Origin of the sequence: Pseudomonas fluorescens, assembly GCF_902497785.1 — a bacterium.
In the GTDB taxonomy this organism is placed as follows: Bacteria; Pseudomonadota; Gammaproteobacteria; order Pseudomonadales; family Pseudomonadaceae; genus Aquipseudomonas; species Aquipseudomonas fluorescens_BO.
In genome coordinates, this window is sequence record NZ_CABVHK010000013.1 from 100,085 (window position 1) to 117,974 (window position 17,890).

The 17,890-nt window shown below is 60.4% G+C and carries 12 protein-coding genes; 7 read left to right on the plus strand and 5 right to left on the minus strand.

Translation table 11 applies throughout. The features are described 5' to 3' along the window. Positions 1 to 59: 59 nt before the first annotated feature. From dnaB to F8N62_RS19950, 5 genes are all read left to right on the plus strand, one after another. Complete coding sequence (dnaB, locus tag F8N62_RS19930) at positions 60 to 1,454, plus strand: replicative DNA helicase (protein ID WP_150712286.1); 1,395 nt, start codon at positions 60 to 62, stop codon at positions 1,452 to 1,454. Between the two features lie 237 nt (positions 1,455 to 1,691). Then, a complete protein-coding gene (locus F8N62_RS19935) occupies positions 1,692 to 3,995 on the plus strand; it encodes a YgiQ family radical SAM protein (protein ID WP_150712287.1) in 2,304 nt (767 codons plus the stop codon). 313 nt (positions 3,996 to 4,308) lie between these two features. Further along, entirely contained in the window at positions 4,309 to 7,584 is a 3,276-nt protein-coding gene (locus tag F8N62_RS19940; RefSeq protein ID WP_150712288.1) for a DUF2126 domain-containing protein, read from the plus strand. Positions 7,585 to 7,672: 88 nt separating this feature from the next. Continuing rightward, positions 7,673 to 10,159, plus strand: a complete 2,487-nt coding sequence (locus tag F8N62_RS19945; RefSeq protein ID WP_150712289.1) for a circularly permuted type 2 ATP-grasp protein — start codon at positions 7,673 to 7,675, stop codon at positions 10,157 to 10,159. Then, positions 10,159 to 11,049, plus strand: coding sequence for a transglutaminase family protein (locus F8N62_RS19950; RefSeq protein WP_150712290.1), 891 nt, complete (start codon positions 10,159 to 10,161; stop codon positions 11,047 to 11,049). The genes F8N62_RS19945 and F8N62_RS19950 overlap by 1 nt, the downstream gene beginning before the upstream one ends. A 154-nt stretch (positions 11,050 to 11,203) precedes the next feature. Here the strand turns inward: F8N62_RS19950 and F8N62_RS19955 are convergent, their stop codons facing one another. Then, positions 11,204 to 11,395, minus strand: coding sequence for a hypothetical protein (locus F8N62_RS19955; RefSeq protein ID WP_150712291.1), 192 nt, complete (start codon positions 11,393 to 11,395; stop codon positions 11,204 to 11,206). A gap of 68 nt (positions 11,396 to 11,463) precedes the next feature. After that, entirely contained in the window at positions 11,464 to 12,051 is a 588-nt protein-coding gene (locus F8N62_RS19960) for a TIGR00730 family Rossman fold protein (protein ID WP_150712292.1), read from the minus strand. A gap of 343 nt (positions 12,052 to 12,394) precedes the next feature. On the opposite strand from F8N62_RS19960, the gene azu reads away from it, so the two are divergent. After that, positions 12,395 to 12,841, plus strand: a complete 447-nt coding sequence (gene azu, locus F8N62_RS19965) for an azurin (protein WP_150712293.1) — start codon at positions 12,395 to 12,397, stop codon at positions 12,839 to 12,841. Between the two features lie 189 nt (positions 12,842 to 13,030). On the opposite strand, the gene nadE is transcribed toward azu, so the two are convergent. The 3 genes from nadE to F8N62_RS19980 all read right to left on the minus strand — a co-directional run bounded on the left by nadE (position 13,031) and on the right by F8N62_RS19980 (position 16,178). Then, positions 13,031 to 13,858, minus strand: coding sequence for an ammonia-dependent NAD(+) synthetase (gene nadE, locus F8N62_RS19970; RefSeq protein WP_150712294.1), 828 nt, complete (start codon positions 13,856 to 13,858; stop codon positions 13,031 to 13,033). Positions 13,859 to 13,862: 4 nt separating this feature from the next. After that, entirely contained in the window at positions 13,863 to 15,089 is a 1,227-nt protein-coding gene (gene pncB, locus F8N62_RS19975) for a nicotinate phosphoribosyltransferase (RefSeq protein ID WP_150712295.1), read from the minus strand. A 180-nt stretch (positions 15,090 to 15,269) separates the two neighbouring features. Further along, complete coding sequence (locus tag F8N62_RS19980; RefSeq protein ID WP_150712296.1) at positions 15,270 to 16,178, minus strand: LysR family transcriptional regulator; 909 nt, start codon at positions 16,176 to 16,178, stop codon at positions 15,270 to 15,272. Between the two features lie 174 nt (positions 16,179 to 16,352). Between F8N62_RS19980 and F8N62_RS19985 the strand changes: the two genes are divergently transcribed. Continuing rightward, a complete protein-coding gene (locus F8N62_RS19985) occupies positions 16,353 to 17,843 on the plus strand; it encodes an aldehyde dehydrogenase family protein (RefSeq protein ID WP_150712297.1) in 1,491 nt (496 codons plus the stop codon). The last annotated feature ends 47 nt before the right edge of the window (positions 17,844 to 17,890 follow it).

Genomic DNA, 17,890 nt, shown 5'->3' on the forward strand with positions numbered 1-17,890 from the left:
ACAGGTCGTGCCCTTTGTCTTTCTGAACCCCCTGCTTTTCCTAAATAATCCAAGTGGCCATGAACGATATCTCCGCTCCCGAGCAATATGATCTGCAAACCGCTTCCCTGAAGGTGCCTCCGCATTCCATCGAGGCCGAACAGGCCGTGCTCGGTGGTCTGATGCTGGACAACAACGCCTGGGAACGCGTGCTCGATCAAGTCTCCGACGGTGATTTCTATCGGCATGACCACCGCTTGATCTTTCGCGCGATCGCCAAGCTCGCCGACCTGAACTCCCCGATCGACGTCGTGACCCTTGCCGAGCAATTGGACAAGGAAGGTCAGACTTCGCAAGTGGGTGGCCTCGGTTATCTCGGTGAATTGGCGAAAAACACGCCGTCCGTTGCCAACATCAAGGCCTACGCCCAGATCGTTCGCGCACGGGCGACCTTGCGCCAGTTGATCGGCATTGCCACCGAGATCGCCGACAGCGCCTTCAACCCTGAAGGCCGCACCGCTGAAGAAATTCTCGACGAAGCCGAGCGGCAGATTTTCCAGATTGCCGAGGCCCGGCCTAAAACCGGCGGCCCGGTGAGCGTAAATGACCTGCTGACCAAGGCCATCGACCGCATCGACACCTTGTTCAACACCGACAATGCGATCACCGGCCTTTCCACCGGCTACACCGACCTCGACGCAATGACCAGCGGCCTGCAGCCGTCTGACCTGATCATCGTCGCCGGCCGTCCATCCATGGGTAAAACCACCTTTGCGATGAACCTGGTGGAAAACGCCGTGTTGCGCAGCGACAAGTGCGTACTGGTGTACTCGCTGGAGATGCCAGGCGAATCGCTGATCATGCGTATGTTGTCGTCGCTCGGCCGTATCGATCAGACCAAGGTCCGTGCCGGTCGCCTCGAAGACGACGATTGGCCGCGCCTGACCTCGGCGGTGAATCTGCTCAATGATCGCAAGTTGTTCATTGATGACACCGCCGGTATCAGCCCCTCGGAAATGCGCGCGCGCACGCGGCGTCTGGTGCGTGAGCATGGCGATGTCGGCCTGATCATGATCGACTACCTGCAATTGATGCAGATCCCCGGCTCCGGCGGTGACAACCGGACCAACGAGATTTCCGAGATCTCCCGTTCCTTGAAGGCTCTGGCCAAGGAATTCAACTGCCCGGTGGTGGCATTGTCCCAGCTCAACCGCTCCCTTGAGCAACGCCCGAACAAACGGCCAATCAACTCCGACCTCCGGGAATCCGGAGCAATCGAGCAGGATGCCGACGTGATCATGTTCGTTTACCGGGATGAGGTTTATCACCCGGAAACCGAGCACAAGGGCATCGCCGAGATCATCATTGGTAAACAGCGGAACGGCCCGATCGGCACATCGCGACTGGCGTTCATCGGCAAGTACACTCGCTTCGAAAACCTCGCGCCGGGCAGCTACAACTTCGACGACGAGTAACCCAGCAGAAACCTGTGGCGAGGGAGCTTGCTCCCGCTTGAGTGCGCAGCGCTCACAAGATTTGGGGCCGCTTTGCAGCCCAGCGGGAGCAAGCTCCCTCGCCACAGGTGTTGTGGACGGTTTCAGGATCTGTGCGGATAAGAGCCTCACCAATTTCCGACCATAGCCGTCGGAATTGGTTATTTTTTGTGCTATATTCCGCGCCCGCGATTTTTCATCTCAACACCGGTCATCGTCATGCAAACAGCCAAGCCGTTATTTGACTATCCCAAGTACTGGGCCGAATGTTTCGGTCCAGCGCCGTTCCTGCCAATGAGCAGGGAGGAGATGGATCAGCTTGGCTGGGATTCCTGCGACATCATCATCGTCACCGGTGATGCGTACGTTGACCATCCGTCGTTCGGCATGGCGATCATCGGCCGGCTGCTGGAGTCTCAGGGCTTCCGCGTCGGGATCATCGCCCAGCCGAACTGGCAGTCCAAAGACGATTTCATGAAACTCGGCGAACCGAACCTGTTCTTCGGCGTCGCGGCCGGCAACATGGATTCGATGATCAACCGCTACACCGCCGACAAGAAAATCCGCTCCGATGACGCCTACACCCCCGGTGGCATGGCGGGCAAACGTCCGGACCGCGCGAGCCTGGTGTATAGCCAGCGCTGCAAGGAAGCCTACAAAAACGTGCCGATCGTGCTCGGTGGCATCGAAGCTTCCCTGCGCCGCATCGCCCACTACGATTACTGGCAGGACCGGGTGCGCAACTCGATCCTGATCGACGCCTGCGCCGACATCCTGCTTTACGGCAACGCCGAGCGTGCGATTGTCGAAGTCGCCCAGCGTCTGTCCTACGGTCACAAGATCGAGGACATCACCGATGTGCGCGGCACCGCGTTCATCCGTCGTGACACGCCCAAAGACTGGTACGAAGTGGATTCCACCCGCATCGACCGTCCGGGCAAGGTCGACAAAATCATCAACCCGTACGTCAACACCCAGGACACTCAGGCCTGCGCCATCGAGCAGGAAAAGGGCCCGGTTGAAGACCCGAGCGAAGCCAAGGTCGTGCAGATCCTGGCCAGCCCGAAGATGACCCGCGACAAGACCGTGATTCGTCTGCCGTCGGTTGAGAAAGTCCGTGGTGACGCGGTGCTCTACGCTCACGCCAACCGCGTGCTTCACCTGGAAACCAACCCGGGCAACGCCCGCGCGCTGGTGCAGAAGCACGGCGAAGTCGACGTCTGGTTCAATCCGCCGCCGATTCCGATGACTACTGACGAAATGGACTACGTGTTCGGCATGCCTTACGCACGTGTCCCGCACCCGGCGTACGGCAAGGAGAAAATCCCGGCCTACGACATGATCCGTTTTTCGGTGAACATCATGCGCGGCTGTTTCGGCGGCTGCACTTTCTGCTCGATCACCGAGCACGAAGGCCGAATCATCCAGAACCGTTCCGAAGAGTCGATCATTCGCGAAATCGAAGAGATCCGCGACAAGGTGCCTGGCTTCACCGGCGTCATCTCCGACCTCGGCGGCCCGACCGCGAACATGTATCGCATCGCCTGCAAGAGCCCGGAAATCGAATCCGCGTGCCGCAAGCCATCGTGCGTGTTCCCCGGCATCTGCCCGAACCTGAACACGGATCACTCGGCGCTGATTCAGCTGTATCGCAGCGCTCGTGCGTTGCCGGGTGTGAAAAAGATCCTGATCGCCTCCGGCCTGCGCTATGACCTCGCGGTCGAGTCGCCGGAATACGTCAAGGAACTGGTGACCCACCACGTTGGTGGTTACTTGAAGATCGCCCCGGAACACACCGAGGAAGGTCCGCTCAACCAGATGATGAAACCGGGCATCGGCAGCTATGACAAGTTCAAGCGCATGTTCGAGAAGTACACCAAGGAAGCCGGGAAAGAGCAGTACCTGATTCCGTACTTCATCGCCGCTCACCCGGGCACCACCGACGAAGACATGATGAACCTGGCGCTGTGGCTCAAGGGCAACGGCTTCCGTGCCGACCAGGTGCAGGCGTTCTATCCGTCGCCGATGGCGACTGCCACCGCGATGTATCACTCCGGCAAGAACCCGCTGCGCAAGGTCACCTACAAGAGCGACGCCGTGACCATCGTCAAGAGCGAAGATCAGCGTCGCCTGCACAAGGCGTTCTTGCGTTATCACGACCCGAAAGGCTGGCCGATGCTGCGTGAAGCGCTGACCCGCATGGGCCGCGCCGACCTGATCGGGCCGGGCAAGAACCAGTTGATCCCGCTGCATCAGCCGGCGACTGATAGCTATCAGAGCGCCCGTCGGAAGAACTCGACGCCGGCGGGTAGTCATAAGGTCGCCGGTGAAAAAACCACCAAAATCCTGACCCAGCACACCGGTTTGCCTCCGCGTGCCAGCGATGGTGGTAACGCGTGGGACAAGCGTGAACAGGCCAAGGCCGCGGCCTTCGCCCGCAACCAGCAAGCCGCCAAGGATCGCAAGGATGCGGCCAAGGGCAAGGGGCCCAAGCCTGCGCGCAAGCCGGTTGTGCCGCGCTAAACGCTGACCACGCTTAACAGAACGCCAACCCTCGGGTTGGCGTTTTTTTTGGCTGAAGATCAAAAGATCGTCCGAACGCGGCCCGAGCCTTCGGCAGCTCCTACAGGTGTACACCATCGCCTCGTAGGAGCTGCCGGAGGTTGCGATCTTCTGATCTTCGCCACAAATACGTGCGATCCCCCACGCCAATTCCACGCATCGCCCGATTTTGGTGCTGTACTGCCCTAAGCAACACCAGGAAAGCGCCAGCGCCACTGGATGGCATAAGTCTTGCGCGCTTTCAAATACGCTTAGGGCTCGCAGGAGGCACGCCGTGTCGATTCATGTCGCATTGCATCACGTCACGCATTACCGCTACGACCGCGCTGTCGAGCTTGGCCCGCAGATCGTTCGCCTGCGCCCGGCCGCCCACAGTCGCACGCGGATACTGTCGTACGCACTGAAAGTCTCGCCCGAGCAGCATTTCATCAACTGGCAACAAGACCCTCAGGGCAATTACCTGGCGCGGTTGGTGTTCCCGGAGAAAACCACGGAGCTGCGGATCGAAGTCGATTTGCTGGCAGAGATGGCGGTGTTCAATCCGTTCGACTTCTTCCTCGAGCCCTACGCGCAACAGATCCCGTTCGCCTACGCCGCAGACGAACGCAAGGAGCTGGCGCCGTACCTGGAAACCTTGCCCCTGACGCCGGCATTCAAGGCGTATCTGGACGGCATTGACCGCACGCCGCTGCCCAGCGTGGATTTCCTCGTCGCGCTCAATCAGCGACTGAGCGAAGACATCGGCTACCTGATCCGCATGGAGCCGGGGGTGCAGACACCCGAGCACACCCTGGAGCACGCCTCCGGTTCTTGCCGCGACTCCGCGTGGTTGCTGGTGCAATTGCTGCGCAACCTGGGTTTGGCGGCGCGTTTCGTTTCCGGTTATCTGATTCAACTCACCGCCGACGTCAAAAGTCTCGACGGCCCTTCCGGCACCGAGGTGGACTTCACCGACCTGCACGCCTGGTGCGAAGTGTATTTGCCCGGTGCTGGCTGGATCGGCCTGGACGCGACGTCAGGACTGTTTGCCGGTGAAGGACACATCCCGTTGGCCTGTAGTCCCGATCCCGGCTCCGCGGCACCGATCAGTGGTCTGGTGGAACCGTGCGAGTGCGAATTCACTCACGAAATGTCGGTGGAGCGGATTTGGGAGGCGCCTCGCGTCACCAAGCCCTACACCGAAGATCAGTGGCTGGCGATCCAGGCGCTGGGTCGGCAGATCGATGCCGACCTGCTGGAAGGCGACGTGCGCCTGACCATGGGCGGCGAGCCAACCTTCGTGTCCATCGACGATCCCGACGGCGCCGAGTGGAACACCGCCGCGCTCGGACCGGATAAGCGTCGGCTGTCCGCCGAGCTGTTCCAGCGCCTGCGTAAACACTACGCGCCCAAGGGGCTGGTGCATTTCGGGCAGGGCAAGTGGTACCCCGGCGAACAGCTGCCGCGCTGGTCGCTGAACTGCTACTGGCGCCGCGACGGCGTGCCGATCTGGCACAACAGCGCGCTGATCGCCGATGAACAGGAGGATTACGGCGCCGATGGCGAACTGGCCGGTCGCTTTCTGGCCAGTGTCGCCGAGCGATTGAAAATTCCCACGAGGTTCTTGTTTCCGGCCTACGAAGACAATTTCTATTACCTGTGGCGCGAAGGCACCTTGCCGCAGAACGTCAGCGCCGAAGATTCACGTCTGGAAGAACCCCTTGAGCGTGCGCGATTGCGCAAGGTTTTCAGTCAGGGTCTGGACAAAGTGATCGGCCAGGTTCTGCCACTGGCGCGAACCGCCAAGGGCGATCAGTGGCAAAGCGGTCGCTGGTACCTGCGCGACGAACACTGTCGACTGGTGCCGGGCGATTCGGCGCTGGGTTATCGCTTACCACTGGGTTCGCAGCCGTGGGTGAAAGCGGCCGAGTATCCGTTCATCTATCCCAACGACCCCAACCAGCAATTCCCTGCACTTCCAGACACTCAGCAGCTGAACAGCCCGGTCGCAGCGGCCGAAGCGATCGAGCGCGATCTGGAGGTCGACGAGTCCGCCGATTGGCTGACCCGCACCGCGTTCTGCGCCGAGGCGCGGGAAGGCCGGTTGTACCTGTTCATGCCGCCGCTGGAGCGGGTCGAGGATTATCTGGAACTGGTTTCGGCCATCGAAGCCACGGCGCAGGAGCTGCACTGCCCGGTGTTGCTGGAAGGCTATGAACCGCCGAGCGATCCACGCCTGAGCAACTTTCGCATTACCCCTGACCCCGGCGTTATCGAGGTCAACGTGCAGCCGTCCGCCACGTGGGACGAGTTGGTCGAGCGCACCGAGTTTCTCTACGAAGAAGCACGCCAGACCCGACTGACCACCGAGAAATTCATGATCGATGGCCGGCACACCGGCACGGGTGGCGGTAACCATTTCGTACTGGGTGGCGCGACTCCGGCCGACTCACCGTTTCTGCGTCGCCCGGATTTGCTGCGCAGCCTGATCAGTTACTGGCATAACCACCCCTCCTTGTCCTACCTGTTTTCCGGATTGTTCATCGGCCCGACTTCCCAGGCGCCGCGCATCGATGAAGCGCGCAACGACGCGCTGTACGAGCTGGAAATCGCTTTCGCGCAAATGCCCGAGCCGGGCGAGGATTGCGCGCCGTGGCTAGTGGATCGGCTGTTGCGCAACCTGTTGATCGACGTGACCGGCAACACCCATCGCGCCGAATTTTGCATCGACAAGCTTTATTCGCCCGACGGTGCAACGGGGCGACTTGGCTTGCTCGAGTTGCGCGCCTTTGAAATGCCGCCCCATGCGCGGATGAGCCTGGCGCAGCAACTGTTGCTGCGGGCACTGGTCGCGCGGTTCTGGCGCGAGCCGTATGCGCCGCCGAAACTGGCGCGCTGGGGTACGGAACTGCACGACCGGTTTCTGTTGCCGCACTTTATCGAGCAAGACTTTGCCGACGTCATCGTCGATCTCAACGCTTCGGGTTATCCGGTGCGGGCCGAATGGTTTGCGGCACATCTGGCGTTCCGTTTTCCCAAAGTCGGCGATTACGCGGTCAGTGGTATCGAGCTGGAACTGCGTCAGGCGCTGGAACCTTGGCACGTGCTGGGCGAGGAGGGCGCGGTCGGCGGCACGGTGCGCTATGTGGATTCGTCGCTGGAGCGTTTGCAGGTCAAACTCACCGGCCTGCCGCCGCAGCGTTACGTGCTGACCTGCAACGGCGTGCCAGTGCCCTTGCAGCCCACCGGACGAGTCGGCGAATTCGTCGCCGGCGTTCGGTTCCGCGCCTGGCAACCGGCCAATTGCCTGCAACCGACGATCCCGGTCCACGCGCCCCTGGTGTTCGACCTGCTCGACACCTGGATGCAGCGTTCGCTGGGTGGTTGTCAGTACCACGTCGCCCATCCGGGCGGGCGCAACTATGACAGCCTGCCGGTGAACGCCAACGAAGCCGAGAGCAGGCGCATGGCGCGTTTTTTCCGCATCGGACACAGCCCTGGGAAACTTCCTATACCGATGCTGGAAATTAACGACGAGCTGCCGATGACTCTCGATTTACGACGTTTCTAAACCCTACGCGACGCCCGGATTTTTCGTCTATCCGGGCGTCATGAGCCTGCGTTAGTCTGACCGTTCTTTGCTGTCTGCCGAGCTTTCCATGCCTGACCTGCTAGACCGCTACCCGCTGACGGCGGGCACTTATCACGAACTGCTCGACAACAGCGGCGCGGTGCGCCCGCACTGGCGTCGGCTGTTCGACCAATTGCAACGCAGCACGCCAGCGCAGTTGGTGCAGCGTCAGGCCCTGCTGACCCGGCAGATCCAGGAAAACGGCGTGACCTATAACGTCTATGCCGACCCCAAAGGCGCAGATCGGCCGTGGGAGCTGGACCTGTTGCCGCATGTGATTGCCGCTGATGAGTGGGCGCAGCTAGATGCCGGGATCGCTCAGCGCGCACGACTGCTGAACGCGGTGCTGGCGGATTTGTACGGACCACAACGGTTGATCGCTGAAGGCCTGTTGCCCGCTGAACTGGTGTTTGGGCACAACAATTTTCTCTGGCCCTGTCAGGGCATCACGCCGCCCGACGGGGCCTTTCTGCATCTATATGCGGTGGATCTGGCACGTACGCCCGACGGTCGATGGTGGGTGACGGCGGACCGCACGCAAGCTCCCTCCGGCGCCGGTTACGCTCTGGAAAACCGCACCATCGTGTCCCGGGCCTTTCCCGAGTTGTACCGCGATTTGAAGGTGCAGCATTTGGCCGGATTCTTCCGCACGCTGCAGGAAACCCTGGCCCGTCAGGCGCCAAGCGATGATGAAGCGCCGTTGGTAGTGCTGCTGACGCCGGGCCGCTTCAACGAAAGCTATTTCGAACATCTTTATCTGGCGCGGCAACTGGGTTATCCGCTGGTGGAGGGCGGCGATCTTACGGTGCGCGACGCCACGGTTTATCTGAAGACCTTGAGCGGCTTGCGTCGGGTTCACGCAATCATGCGCCGGCTGGACGACGACTTCTGCGACCCGCTGGAATTGCGCACCGATTCGGCGCTGGGCGTTCCGGGTCTGCTCGAAGCCGTGCGGCAGGGCCGCGTGCTGGTGGCCAATGCGCTGGGCAGCGGGGTGCTGGAGTCGCCGGGCCTGCTGGGCTTTCTGCCGAGGATCAATGAATTTCTGTTTGGCGAAGAATTGATCCTGCCGTCTATCGCCACCTGGTGGTGCGGCGAAGCGCCCGTGCTGGCTCAAGCCTTGGAGAAAATGCCGGAATTGCTGATCAAACCGGCGTTCCCGTCACAAAGCTTTGCTCCGGTGTTTGGCCGGGATTTGAGTGAAATACAGCGCCAGAATCTGGCCGAGCGCATGCAGGCACGCCCTTACGCTTATGTTGCGCAAGAACTCGCGCAATTATCCCACGCACCGATATGGCAAGCCGACGACGGTCAGTTGCAGCCACGGGCCATCGGAATGCGCATGTACGCGGTGGCCAGTCGCGACGGTTATCGGGTCTTGCCCGGCGGATTGACCCGCGTGGCGGCCGATGCCGACGCCGAAGTGGTGTCGATGCAACGCGGTGGCGCGAGCAAGGATACCTGGGTGCTCGGCGAGCGCGCCCCCAGCGGCGAACAATGGAAAACCCGGCGCACGATCGGCGTGCATGATCTGGTGCGGCGCGATCCGTACCTGCCCTCGCGGGTGGTAGAAAATCTGTTCTGGTTCGGCCGTTATTGCGAGCGCTGCGATGACAGTGCGCGATTGCTGCGGATCATGCTCGCGCATCATGTCGATGGCGACGATCCGCAAGCCCTGCAAGCGGCAGTCGATCTGGGCGAGCGGTTGATGTTGTTGCCGGATGAAGGCGAGTTGCCGCAGCGGTTGTTGGCGGCGCTGCTGGGTGATGACTGGCCGTTCAGCCTGCGCTCCAACCTGCAGCGCTTGCAGTGGGCGGCTTCGCAGGTTCGCGGCAAGCTCTCGCGGGAAAACTGGCAGGCGCTGGTGGAATTGCAGCGCGAAGCCATGGAGCTGGAAACCGAAGAGCCGGACTTCGGCGAGTTGCTGGATTTTCTCAATCGACTGGTGATGTCGCTGGCCGCGTTGTCCGGTTTTGCCCTCGACGACATGACCCGGGACGAAGGCTGGCGCTTTCTGATGATCGGGCGGCGGATTGAACGGCTGCAATTTCTCAGCGCCAGCCTCGCGGCGTTCCTGCGCGGAAGCGGTGCGTTTGATCAGGCCGGGCTGGAGTGGCTGCTGGAGCTGGGCAACAGCAGCATCACTTACCGTTCGCGGTACCTGGCGGTGGCGCAACTGATCCCGGTGCTTGACCTCTTGCTCCTCGACGAGCAGAACCCACACGCGGTGCTGTTTCAACTGAAGTTGGTGACCCGTACCCTCAAACGTTTGAACGATGATTTCGGCGTGCCGCGCGAGGCCGGCCTGCCGCACTTGGTGGAGCGACTGGCGCGCTTCGATCTGGGGTGCCTGGAGAATTCCCTGTTCGGCGAAGCCAGCGTTCGCGCTGCTGTCGACGGGCTGGCCGATCTGCTGCATGAGATCGCTGAGGCCAGCGGGCAAGTATCGGATCGTTTGGCATTGCGCCATTTCGCCCATGTCGATGATGTCAGCCAGCGTACGGTGTCCGTCTGATGAGCGCGCATTATCAGATTTTCCATGACACCCATTACCACTACGACAGCCCGGTGTCGCTGGCCCAGCAATTGGCCCATTTGTGGCCGCGGCCCTGCGCCTGGCAGCGTTGCACCGCTCGGCAATTGCAGATCAGCCCCGACCCGACCGTTCGCCGGGATGAGCTGGATGTGTTCGGCAATCCGCTGACCCGGCTGGCGTTCGAGCGTCCGCACGATGAATTGCTGGTCAATGCCAGCCTCACCGTCGAGGTGCTGGCCCGGCCCACGCTGGATTTCAATCGATCACCGGCCTGGGAAGACACGCGCAACGCGCTGACTTACAGCAGTCAGCCGCTTTCACCCGATTTGCTGGAAGCCTGCCGTTACCGGTTTGAATCGCCTTATGTGCACCTGAAGCGCAATTTCGTCGAGTTTTCCGAAAGCTGCTTTCCGGCGGGGCGGCCGTTGCTGCCGGGCGTGCAGGCATTGATGGAAAAAATCTTCAGCGAATTTACCTTCGATGCCGAAGCCACCCAGGTCGCAACGCCGCTGGTGGAAGTGCTGGAGCGCCGGCGCGGTGTCTGCCAGGACTTTGCCCACCTGATGCTGGCCTGCGTGCGCTCCCGTGGGTTGGCGGCTCGTTACATCAGCGGTTACCTGCTGACGCAACCGCCGCCGGGCCAGCCACGCCTGATCGGTGCCGACGCCTCGCACGCCTGGGTTTCGGTGTTCTGCCCGGTGCTGGGCTGGGTGGATTTCGATCCGACCAACAATGTGCAGCCGGCACTGGAGCACATCACCCTGGCCTGGGGCCGGGATTTCTCCGATGTTTCGCCGCTGCGGGGGGTGATTCTGGGGGGTGGCAACCATGACCCGGAAGTCCGCGTCACCGTGATGCCATTGGACTGACAAGACCCCTTGTAGGAGCGAGCTTGCTCGCGATGGACGTCAACGATGACGCGTCCTGTCTGGAAAAACGCGCTGTCTTCGATACCTTCGCGAGCAAGCTCGCTCCTACACACAGATCCGGTGGGCCTGATCAGATCATCGGGCCCTGAGGGTCTCAGGCGTCGGGCGCCTGATCTTTCGGTGCATCAACATCAGTTTCTGCGGCCACTCCACCCTCTGCTTCCGGGTTCAGTGCAGCGGCTTCTTCTTCAGCTGTAGCTTTCTTGCGCTGAAGCTTTTCCTCTTTCTTCTGCTCCTTGGCCAAGTCTCTCTGACGTTTGGCGAAGGAATAATTAGGTTTAGCCATGGGCGATCCTCTGGGGTCGAAGGTGAGGTTGAGCGGCGCATATTCTGCCCTGTATCGGTGCCGAGCCGTTAGCTGGGTTTTTGCTCTGTCCACTTTGGCATCACGGTCGGTTGCCAGGCGTCCAGCGCATCGAGCAGGGTTTGCGGCGTTTCGCTCACTTGCAGCATGTCACGGTGTGCTTCGCGAACGAAGCCTTCGCCGACGATATGATCAAGAAAACCGGTCAATTTGCTGTAGAAACCGTTCACTTCCAGCAACCCCAGCGGTTTGCCGTGGTAGCCGAGTTGGCCCCAGGTCCAGACTTCGAACAATTCTTCGAGGGTGCCCAGGCCGCCGGGCAGGGCGATAAATGCATCGCTGAGCTCGGCCATACGCGCCTTGCGCGCATGCATGCCATCGACCACTTCCAGGCGTGTCAGGCCGCTGTGACCGATTTCCTTGTCCTTTAGGCTTTGCGGGATGATCCCGATGACCTCACCGCCGGCCGCCAGCGCGGCGTCGGCGACAATGCCCATTAGCCCGACGGCGCCGCCGCCGTAAACCAGGGTCAGCCGACGTTCGGCCAATGCGCGCCCGAGGGCGACCGCCGCTTCACGGTAAGCCGGGTTAGTGCCGGTGCTGGCACCGCAAAATACACAAACGGACGTTAAAGTCATGCCTTGCTCCAGGGTCAGGATGACCACAGGTTAAAGGCAGATAGGCGCCGCTCCAAGGTCTAAACTTCGCGCTGGGGCGTTTCGCAGGTTCCGCTGGCGCCACAGGCATAGGCGGCGAGCAAACTGCACAAAAAACTGTTGAAGGACATGACGGACGCTCCGGCTGAGTGATGACGACCTGATGATAGGGCCGTCCCAGACGTCTGGCTGGTAGATTGTTTCGATAGGTGTCATAGCCCGAAAGTTGTATACAATTTTTGATTCAGGTCATAGGAACTTGCGAAGTTTTCAGGCAGTCTTCTGTCCATTCGCACTTTTGATAAACCTGCCTTGGAGATTCACCATGTTTGCCAAACTCGTTGCGGTATCCCTGTTGACACTGGCCAGCAGCCAACTGATGGCTGCCGAGTGCAAGACCACCATCGACTCCACCGACCAAATGTCCTTCAACACCAAGGCCATTGAAATCGACAAAAGCTGCAAGACTTTCACCGTCGAGCTGACTCACTCCGGCAACCTGCCGAAAAACGTCATGGGTCATAACTGGGTGCTGAGCAAAGAAGCGGACATGCAGCCAATCGCCACCGCAGGCCTGGCCGCTGGCATCGAAAAGAGCTACCTGCCGGAAGGTGATGCCCGCGTCATCGCTCACACCAAAATCATCGGCGCCAAGGAAACCGACTCGGTGACGTTCGATGTGTCCAAGCTGGACGCCAACGAGAAATACGGCTTCTTCTGCTCGTTCCCGGGCCACATCTCGATGATGAAAGGTACGGTTACGCTGAAGTAAGCGAATCGGCTTCATAAAAAAAGCGTCCTGTGAGGGCGCTTTTTTTTTGAGTCCGTTGTCGTGTAGGAGCTGCCGAGTGCAACGAGGCTGCGATCTTTTGATTTTGCCTATTAAAAGCAGGATCAAAAGATCGCAGCCTCGTTGCACTCGACAGCTCCTACGGCTCCTACAGGTTTCGACAAGAGAAGGTCACGGCGCGAACGGCATGACTCGTTTGTGATGGGTCTTGCGGTACGTATCGCAGATGATCTTGAACGCTTCCTCACGCACCGGCTCGCCATGCAAAAACGCATCGATCTCGGTATAGGTCACGCCATGTGACGCTTCATCCGGCTTGCCCGGCGACAAGTCCTCAAGATCCGCCGTCGGAATTTTTTCCACCAGCGATTCCGGCGCGCCGAAACTGCGAGCGATGGCTCGCACCTGATTTTTCACCAAGCCGCTCAACGGGGCCAGGTCGCAGGCGCCATCACCGAATTTAGTAAAGAAGCCCATCACCGCTTCCGCCGCGTGGTCGGTGCCGATCACCAGGCCCTGAGCCGCACCGGCGATGGTGTATTGGGCGACCATGCGCATCCGCGCCTTGGTGTTGCCGAGCACGAAATCCACTGAAACCGCATGTTTGCCTTCGAAGGCGGCAACTTCATTGGCCAGCGCTTTGACTGCGGGGCCGATGTTCACGGTGTGACGCTCGTCCGGGGCGATGAAATCCACTGAAGCCTGGGCGTCGTGTTCATCGAACTGGGTTTCGTAGGGCAGGCGCACGGCGATGAACTTGTAATGGTCATCACCGGTGCGGGTGCGCAGTTCACGCATGGCGCGCTGGGCCAGCAGGCCGGCGGTCAGGGAATCGACGCCGCCGCTGATGCCGAGCACCAGGGTCTTGAGCCCGGAATTGACCAGGCAATCCTGGATGAAGCTGATGCGCCGGGCGATTTCCGCCTCGAGGGCGGCCTTGTCGGCGAATGGCGGTTGAACCTTGAGCTGCTCAGCAATCTCACGCTGTACGGCTTGCATGAATTCACTCCTTGCTTGGTGTGCTGGAAAGGGCGGCAGGTACTTTGAAAACGTGTCGCAAGTAGGCGACGAAATTCGGGTCTTTGCAGTGGGTCTTGCCTGGCTCGTCGGAGATCTTCGCCACCGGCTGGCCGTTGCAGGCTGCCATTTTAAGCACGATGCTCATCGGTTCGACACCCGGAATGTCGCACGTCAGGTTGGTGCCGATGCCGAAGCTGACATTGATCCGACCGCGCAAGGCGCGAAATATTTCCAGCGACTTGGGCAGCGTCAGGCTGTCAGAGAACACCAGCGTCTTGCTCATCGGGTCAATGCCGAGCTTGTGATAGTGGGCGATGGCTTTTTCCGCCCAGATCACCGGATCCCCGGAGTCATGGCGCAGGCCGTCGAAAAGCTTGGCAAAGTACAGGTCGAAATCGTTGAGAAAGGCATCGGTGGTGATGCAGTCGGTCAAGGCGATCCCGAGCAGGCCCCGGTACTCGCGGACCCAGCAATCGAGGGCGGCGATCTGGCTGTCGATCAGCCGCGGGCCGAGTTGCTGGTGCGCCATGATCCATTCGTGGGCCATGGTGCCCAGCGGCTTCATGTCCAGTTCCCGGGACAGGTGCACGTTGCTGGTGCCAACGAAGCGTCCGGGGAAGTCATGCTTGAGCACGCTCACCACTTCTTCCTGCACGCGGTACGAAAAGCGACGCCGAGTGCCGAAATCGGCTACCTGCAATTCGGATAATTCGTCGCTGCCGGCGTTGGCGGTCAGCCAGTCGAACTTGCGGTAGAGCTGCTCGCGGGCCTGTTCCAGCACGATGTCCCGGTAGCGATAGCGGTTGCGCACTTCGCTGACGATGGAGAGCAGTGGCACTTCGAACAGGATTACATGCAGCCATGGCCCGCGCAGCCGGATAAACAACTCGCCGTTTTCAATACCGGTGTGGACGTAGCGCAGGTTGAAGCGAAACAGCCCGAGAAAACGCAGGAAATCCGGCTTCATGAAGCTGATGCGTTCCATAAAGCCCAACTGGTCGGCGCTCAGGCTCAACTCGGCAAGGCGCTCGATCTGCAAGCGGATTTCCGCCAGGTAGGGGCGCAAATCTTCACTGTTGCGGCAACGAAACTCCCATTCGACTTCGACGTTCGGGTAGTTGTGCAGCACTGCCTGCATCATCGTCAGTTTGTAGAAGTCGGTGTTGAGCAGGTTCTGCACGATGCGATCGGCAAACACACTCTCGCTCATAACGGGGTTCTCCACATTGAATAGGGCTAGTGGCGCATATCGGTGCCGGGTAGTGCCAGCGATTTCTTATTGGACCTGTAGGAGCTGTCGAGGGAACCGAGGCTGCGATCTTTTGATTTTGCTTTTAAAACAAGATCAAAAGATCGCAGCCTCGTTTCACTCGACAGCTCCTACAGAGGGTCAGTCAGCGGAGGTGGGATTGTCGATCTGCTCCAGCATCCACTTCACAAAATCCCGCACTTTGGGCACTTCTGCCGAATGCTCCGGGTACGCCAGGTAGTAGGCGTCGGAACTGGGCATCGCATGCTGCCAGGGAATGACCAGTTTGCCGTCGGCCAATTCCTCCTCCACCAGAAACCGCGGCAACAACGCCACACCGCAGCCAACCTGCGCGGCACGGATGCACATATAGAACGTTTCGAAGCGCGGGCCGTGGTAGCTGTGTTCGGTGTGGTAACCCTGACTGTCGAACCAGTCGTGCCAAGCCTGTGGGCGGGAAGCGTTTTGCAGCAGGACCAGGTCGGTCAATTGGGTCGGGTCGGTGAACGGCGTGTCAGGCAGGCTGCCCGGTGCGCACACCGGCACCAGCTCTTCGCCGAACAATTTCAGGCATTCGGTGCGCGGCCGTGAGCCTTGGCCGAAATAGAACGCCAGATCGCTGCGGCCTTGCAGCAGGTCATCGGCTTCTTGCTCGCTGCACAGGTCCAGATGGATCGACGGATGACGCAGGCGCCAGCCTTTCAACCGGGGCACCAGCCAGCGGGCGCCGAAAGTTGGCGGTGTGGAGACGCGCAGGACTTCGGTTTCACCGCCGTAGGAACGCAGGTAGTGGGTCGACATCTCGACCTGCGTGAGGATCTTTCGTACTTCGACCAGGTACAGATCGCCGGCCGGAGTCATTTGCAGGCGTCGACGCACCCGGCGGAACAACAGGTGCTGCAACAGCTCTTCCAGTTGCGCGACCTGTTTGCTCACGGCGCTCTGGGTCAGGTTCAGCTCCTCGGCGGCCCGGGTAAAGCTCAAATGCCGGGTCACGGCCTCGAAACACTGCAATGCGGTGATCGACGGCAGGTAACGTTTATTCAGCATGGGGTGTCCTTTTTCTTGTTTCTTTCTGACCAGCAATTCGCAGCATGAATAAACGGAATGATATCTCTCTTAAAGGTCGTTTGTTGGGTAACCTCCGGCGAGCTAAAACTACAGGTCTGATCAGTCGTGATTTTACGGCTGTACGCATTCTGTTTTTTGCTTGAGGAGTGACCCATGGTTGCCGCATTGCTTGATCGTCTTGGTGTAAACCCGGCCCTGTACCAGAACGGCAAAGTGCCGGTGCATTCGCCGATCGATGGCAGCAAGATCGCCTCTGTGAACTGGGAAGGCGCCGCTGAAGTCGAGCAGCACATCAGTCGCGCAGATCATGCGTTCGAATTGTGGCGCAAGGTTCCGGCGCCGCGCCGTGGCGAACTGGTGCGGCAACTGGGCGACATCCTGCGCGAATACAAGGCCGACCTCGGCGAGCTGGTGTCCTGGGAAGCCGGCAAGATCACTCAGGAAGGTCTGGGTGAAGTTCAGGAAATGATCGACATCTGCGATTTCGCCGTCGGCCTGTCCCGTCAGCTGTACGGTTTGACCATCGCCTCCGAGCGTCCTGGCCACCACATGCGCGAAACCTGGCACCCGTTGGGCGTCGTGGGTGTGATCAGCGCGTTCAACTTTCCGGTGGCCGTCTGGGCGTGGAACACCACGCTGGCGCTGGTCTGCGGTAACCCGGTGATCTGGAAACCGTCGGAGAAAACCCCGCTGACCGCTTTGGCCTGCCAGGCGCTGTTCGACCGCGTGTTGAAAAACTTCAGCGATGCGCCGCCGCACCTCAGCCAAGTGATCATCGGTGGCCGCGATGCCGGCGAAGCACTGGTGGATGACCCGCGTGTCGCGCTGATCAGCGCCACCGGCAGCACCCGCATGGGCCGCGAAGTGGCGCCGAAAATCGCCGCCCGTTTCGCTCGCAGCATTCTGGAGCTGGGCGGCAACAACGCGATGATTCTCGGCCCAAGCGCCGACCTCGACATGGCCGTTCGCGCCATCCTGTTCAGCGCCGTCGGCACTGCCGGCCAGCGTTGCACCACCCTGCGTCGCTTGATTGCGCACGAATCGGTTAAGGAAGAAATCGTCACCCGCCTGAAAGCCGCTTACTCGAAAGTGCGTATCGGCAATCCGCTGGAAGGCAACCTGATCGGCCCGCTGATCGACAAACACAGTTTCGAAAACATGCAGGACGCGCTGGAACAAGCCTTGAGCGAAGGCGGCCGGGTGTTTGGCGGCAAGCGTCAACTGGAAGACCAATACCCGAACGCTTACTACGTCTCGCCGGCCATTGTTGAAATGCCGGAGCAGAGCGACGTGGTCCGTGACGAAACCTTCGCGCCGATCCTGTACGTGGTCGGTTACAAGGACTTCGATGAAGCCCTGCGCCTGAACAACTCGGTGCCACAAGGCCTGTCCTCGTGCATCTTCACCACCGACGTGCGTGAAGCCGAGCAGTTCATGTCGGCGGTTGGCAGCGACTGCGGCATCGCCAACGTCAACATCGGCCCGAGCGGCGCGGAAATCGGCGGTGCCTTCGGTGGCGAAAAAGAAACCGGCGGCGGTCGCGAGTCGGGCTCCGATGCATGGCGCGGGTACATGCGTCGTCAGACCAACACCGTGAACTACTCGCTGGAGTTGCCGTTGGCGCAGGGTATTACCTTCGACTGATGGAATAGTGGTCGCTTGAAAAGATCGCAGCCTTCGGCAGCTCCTAC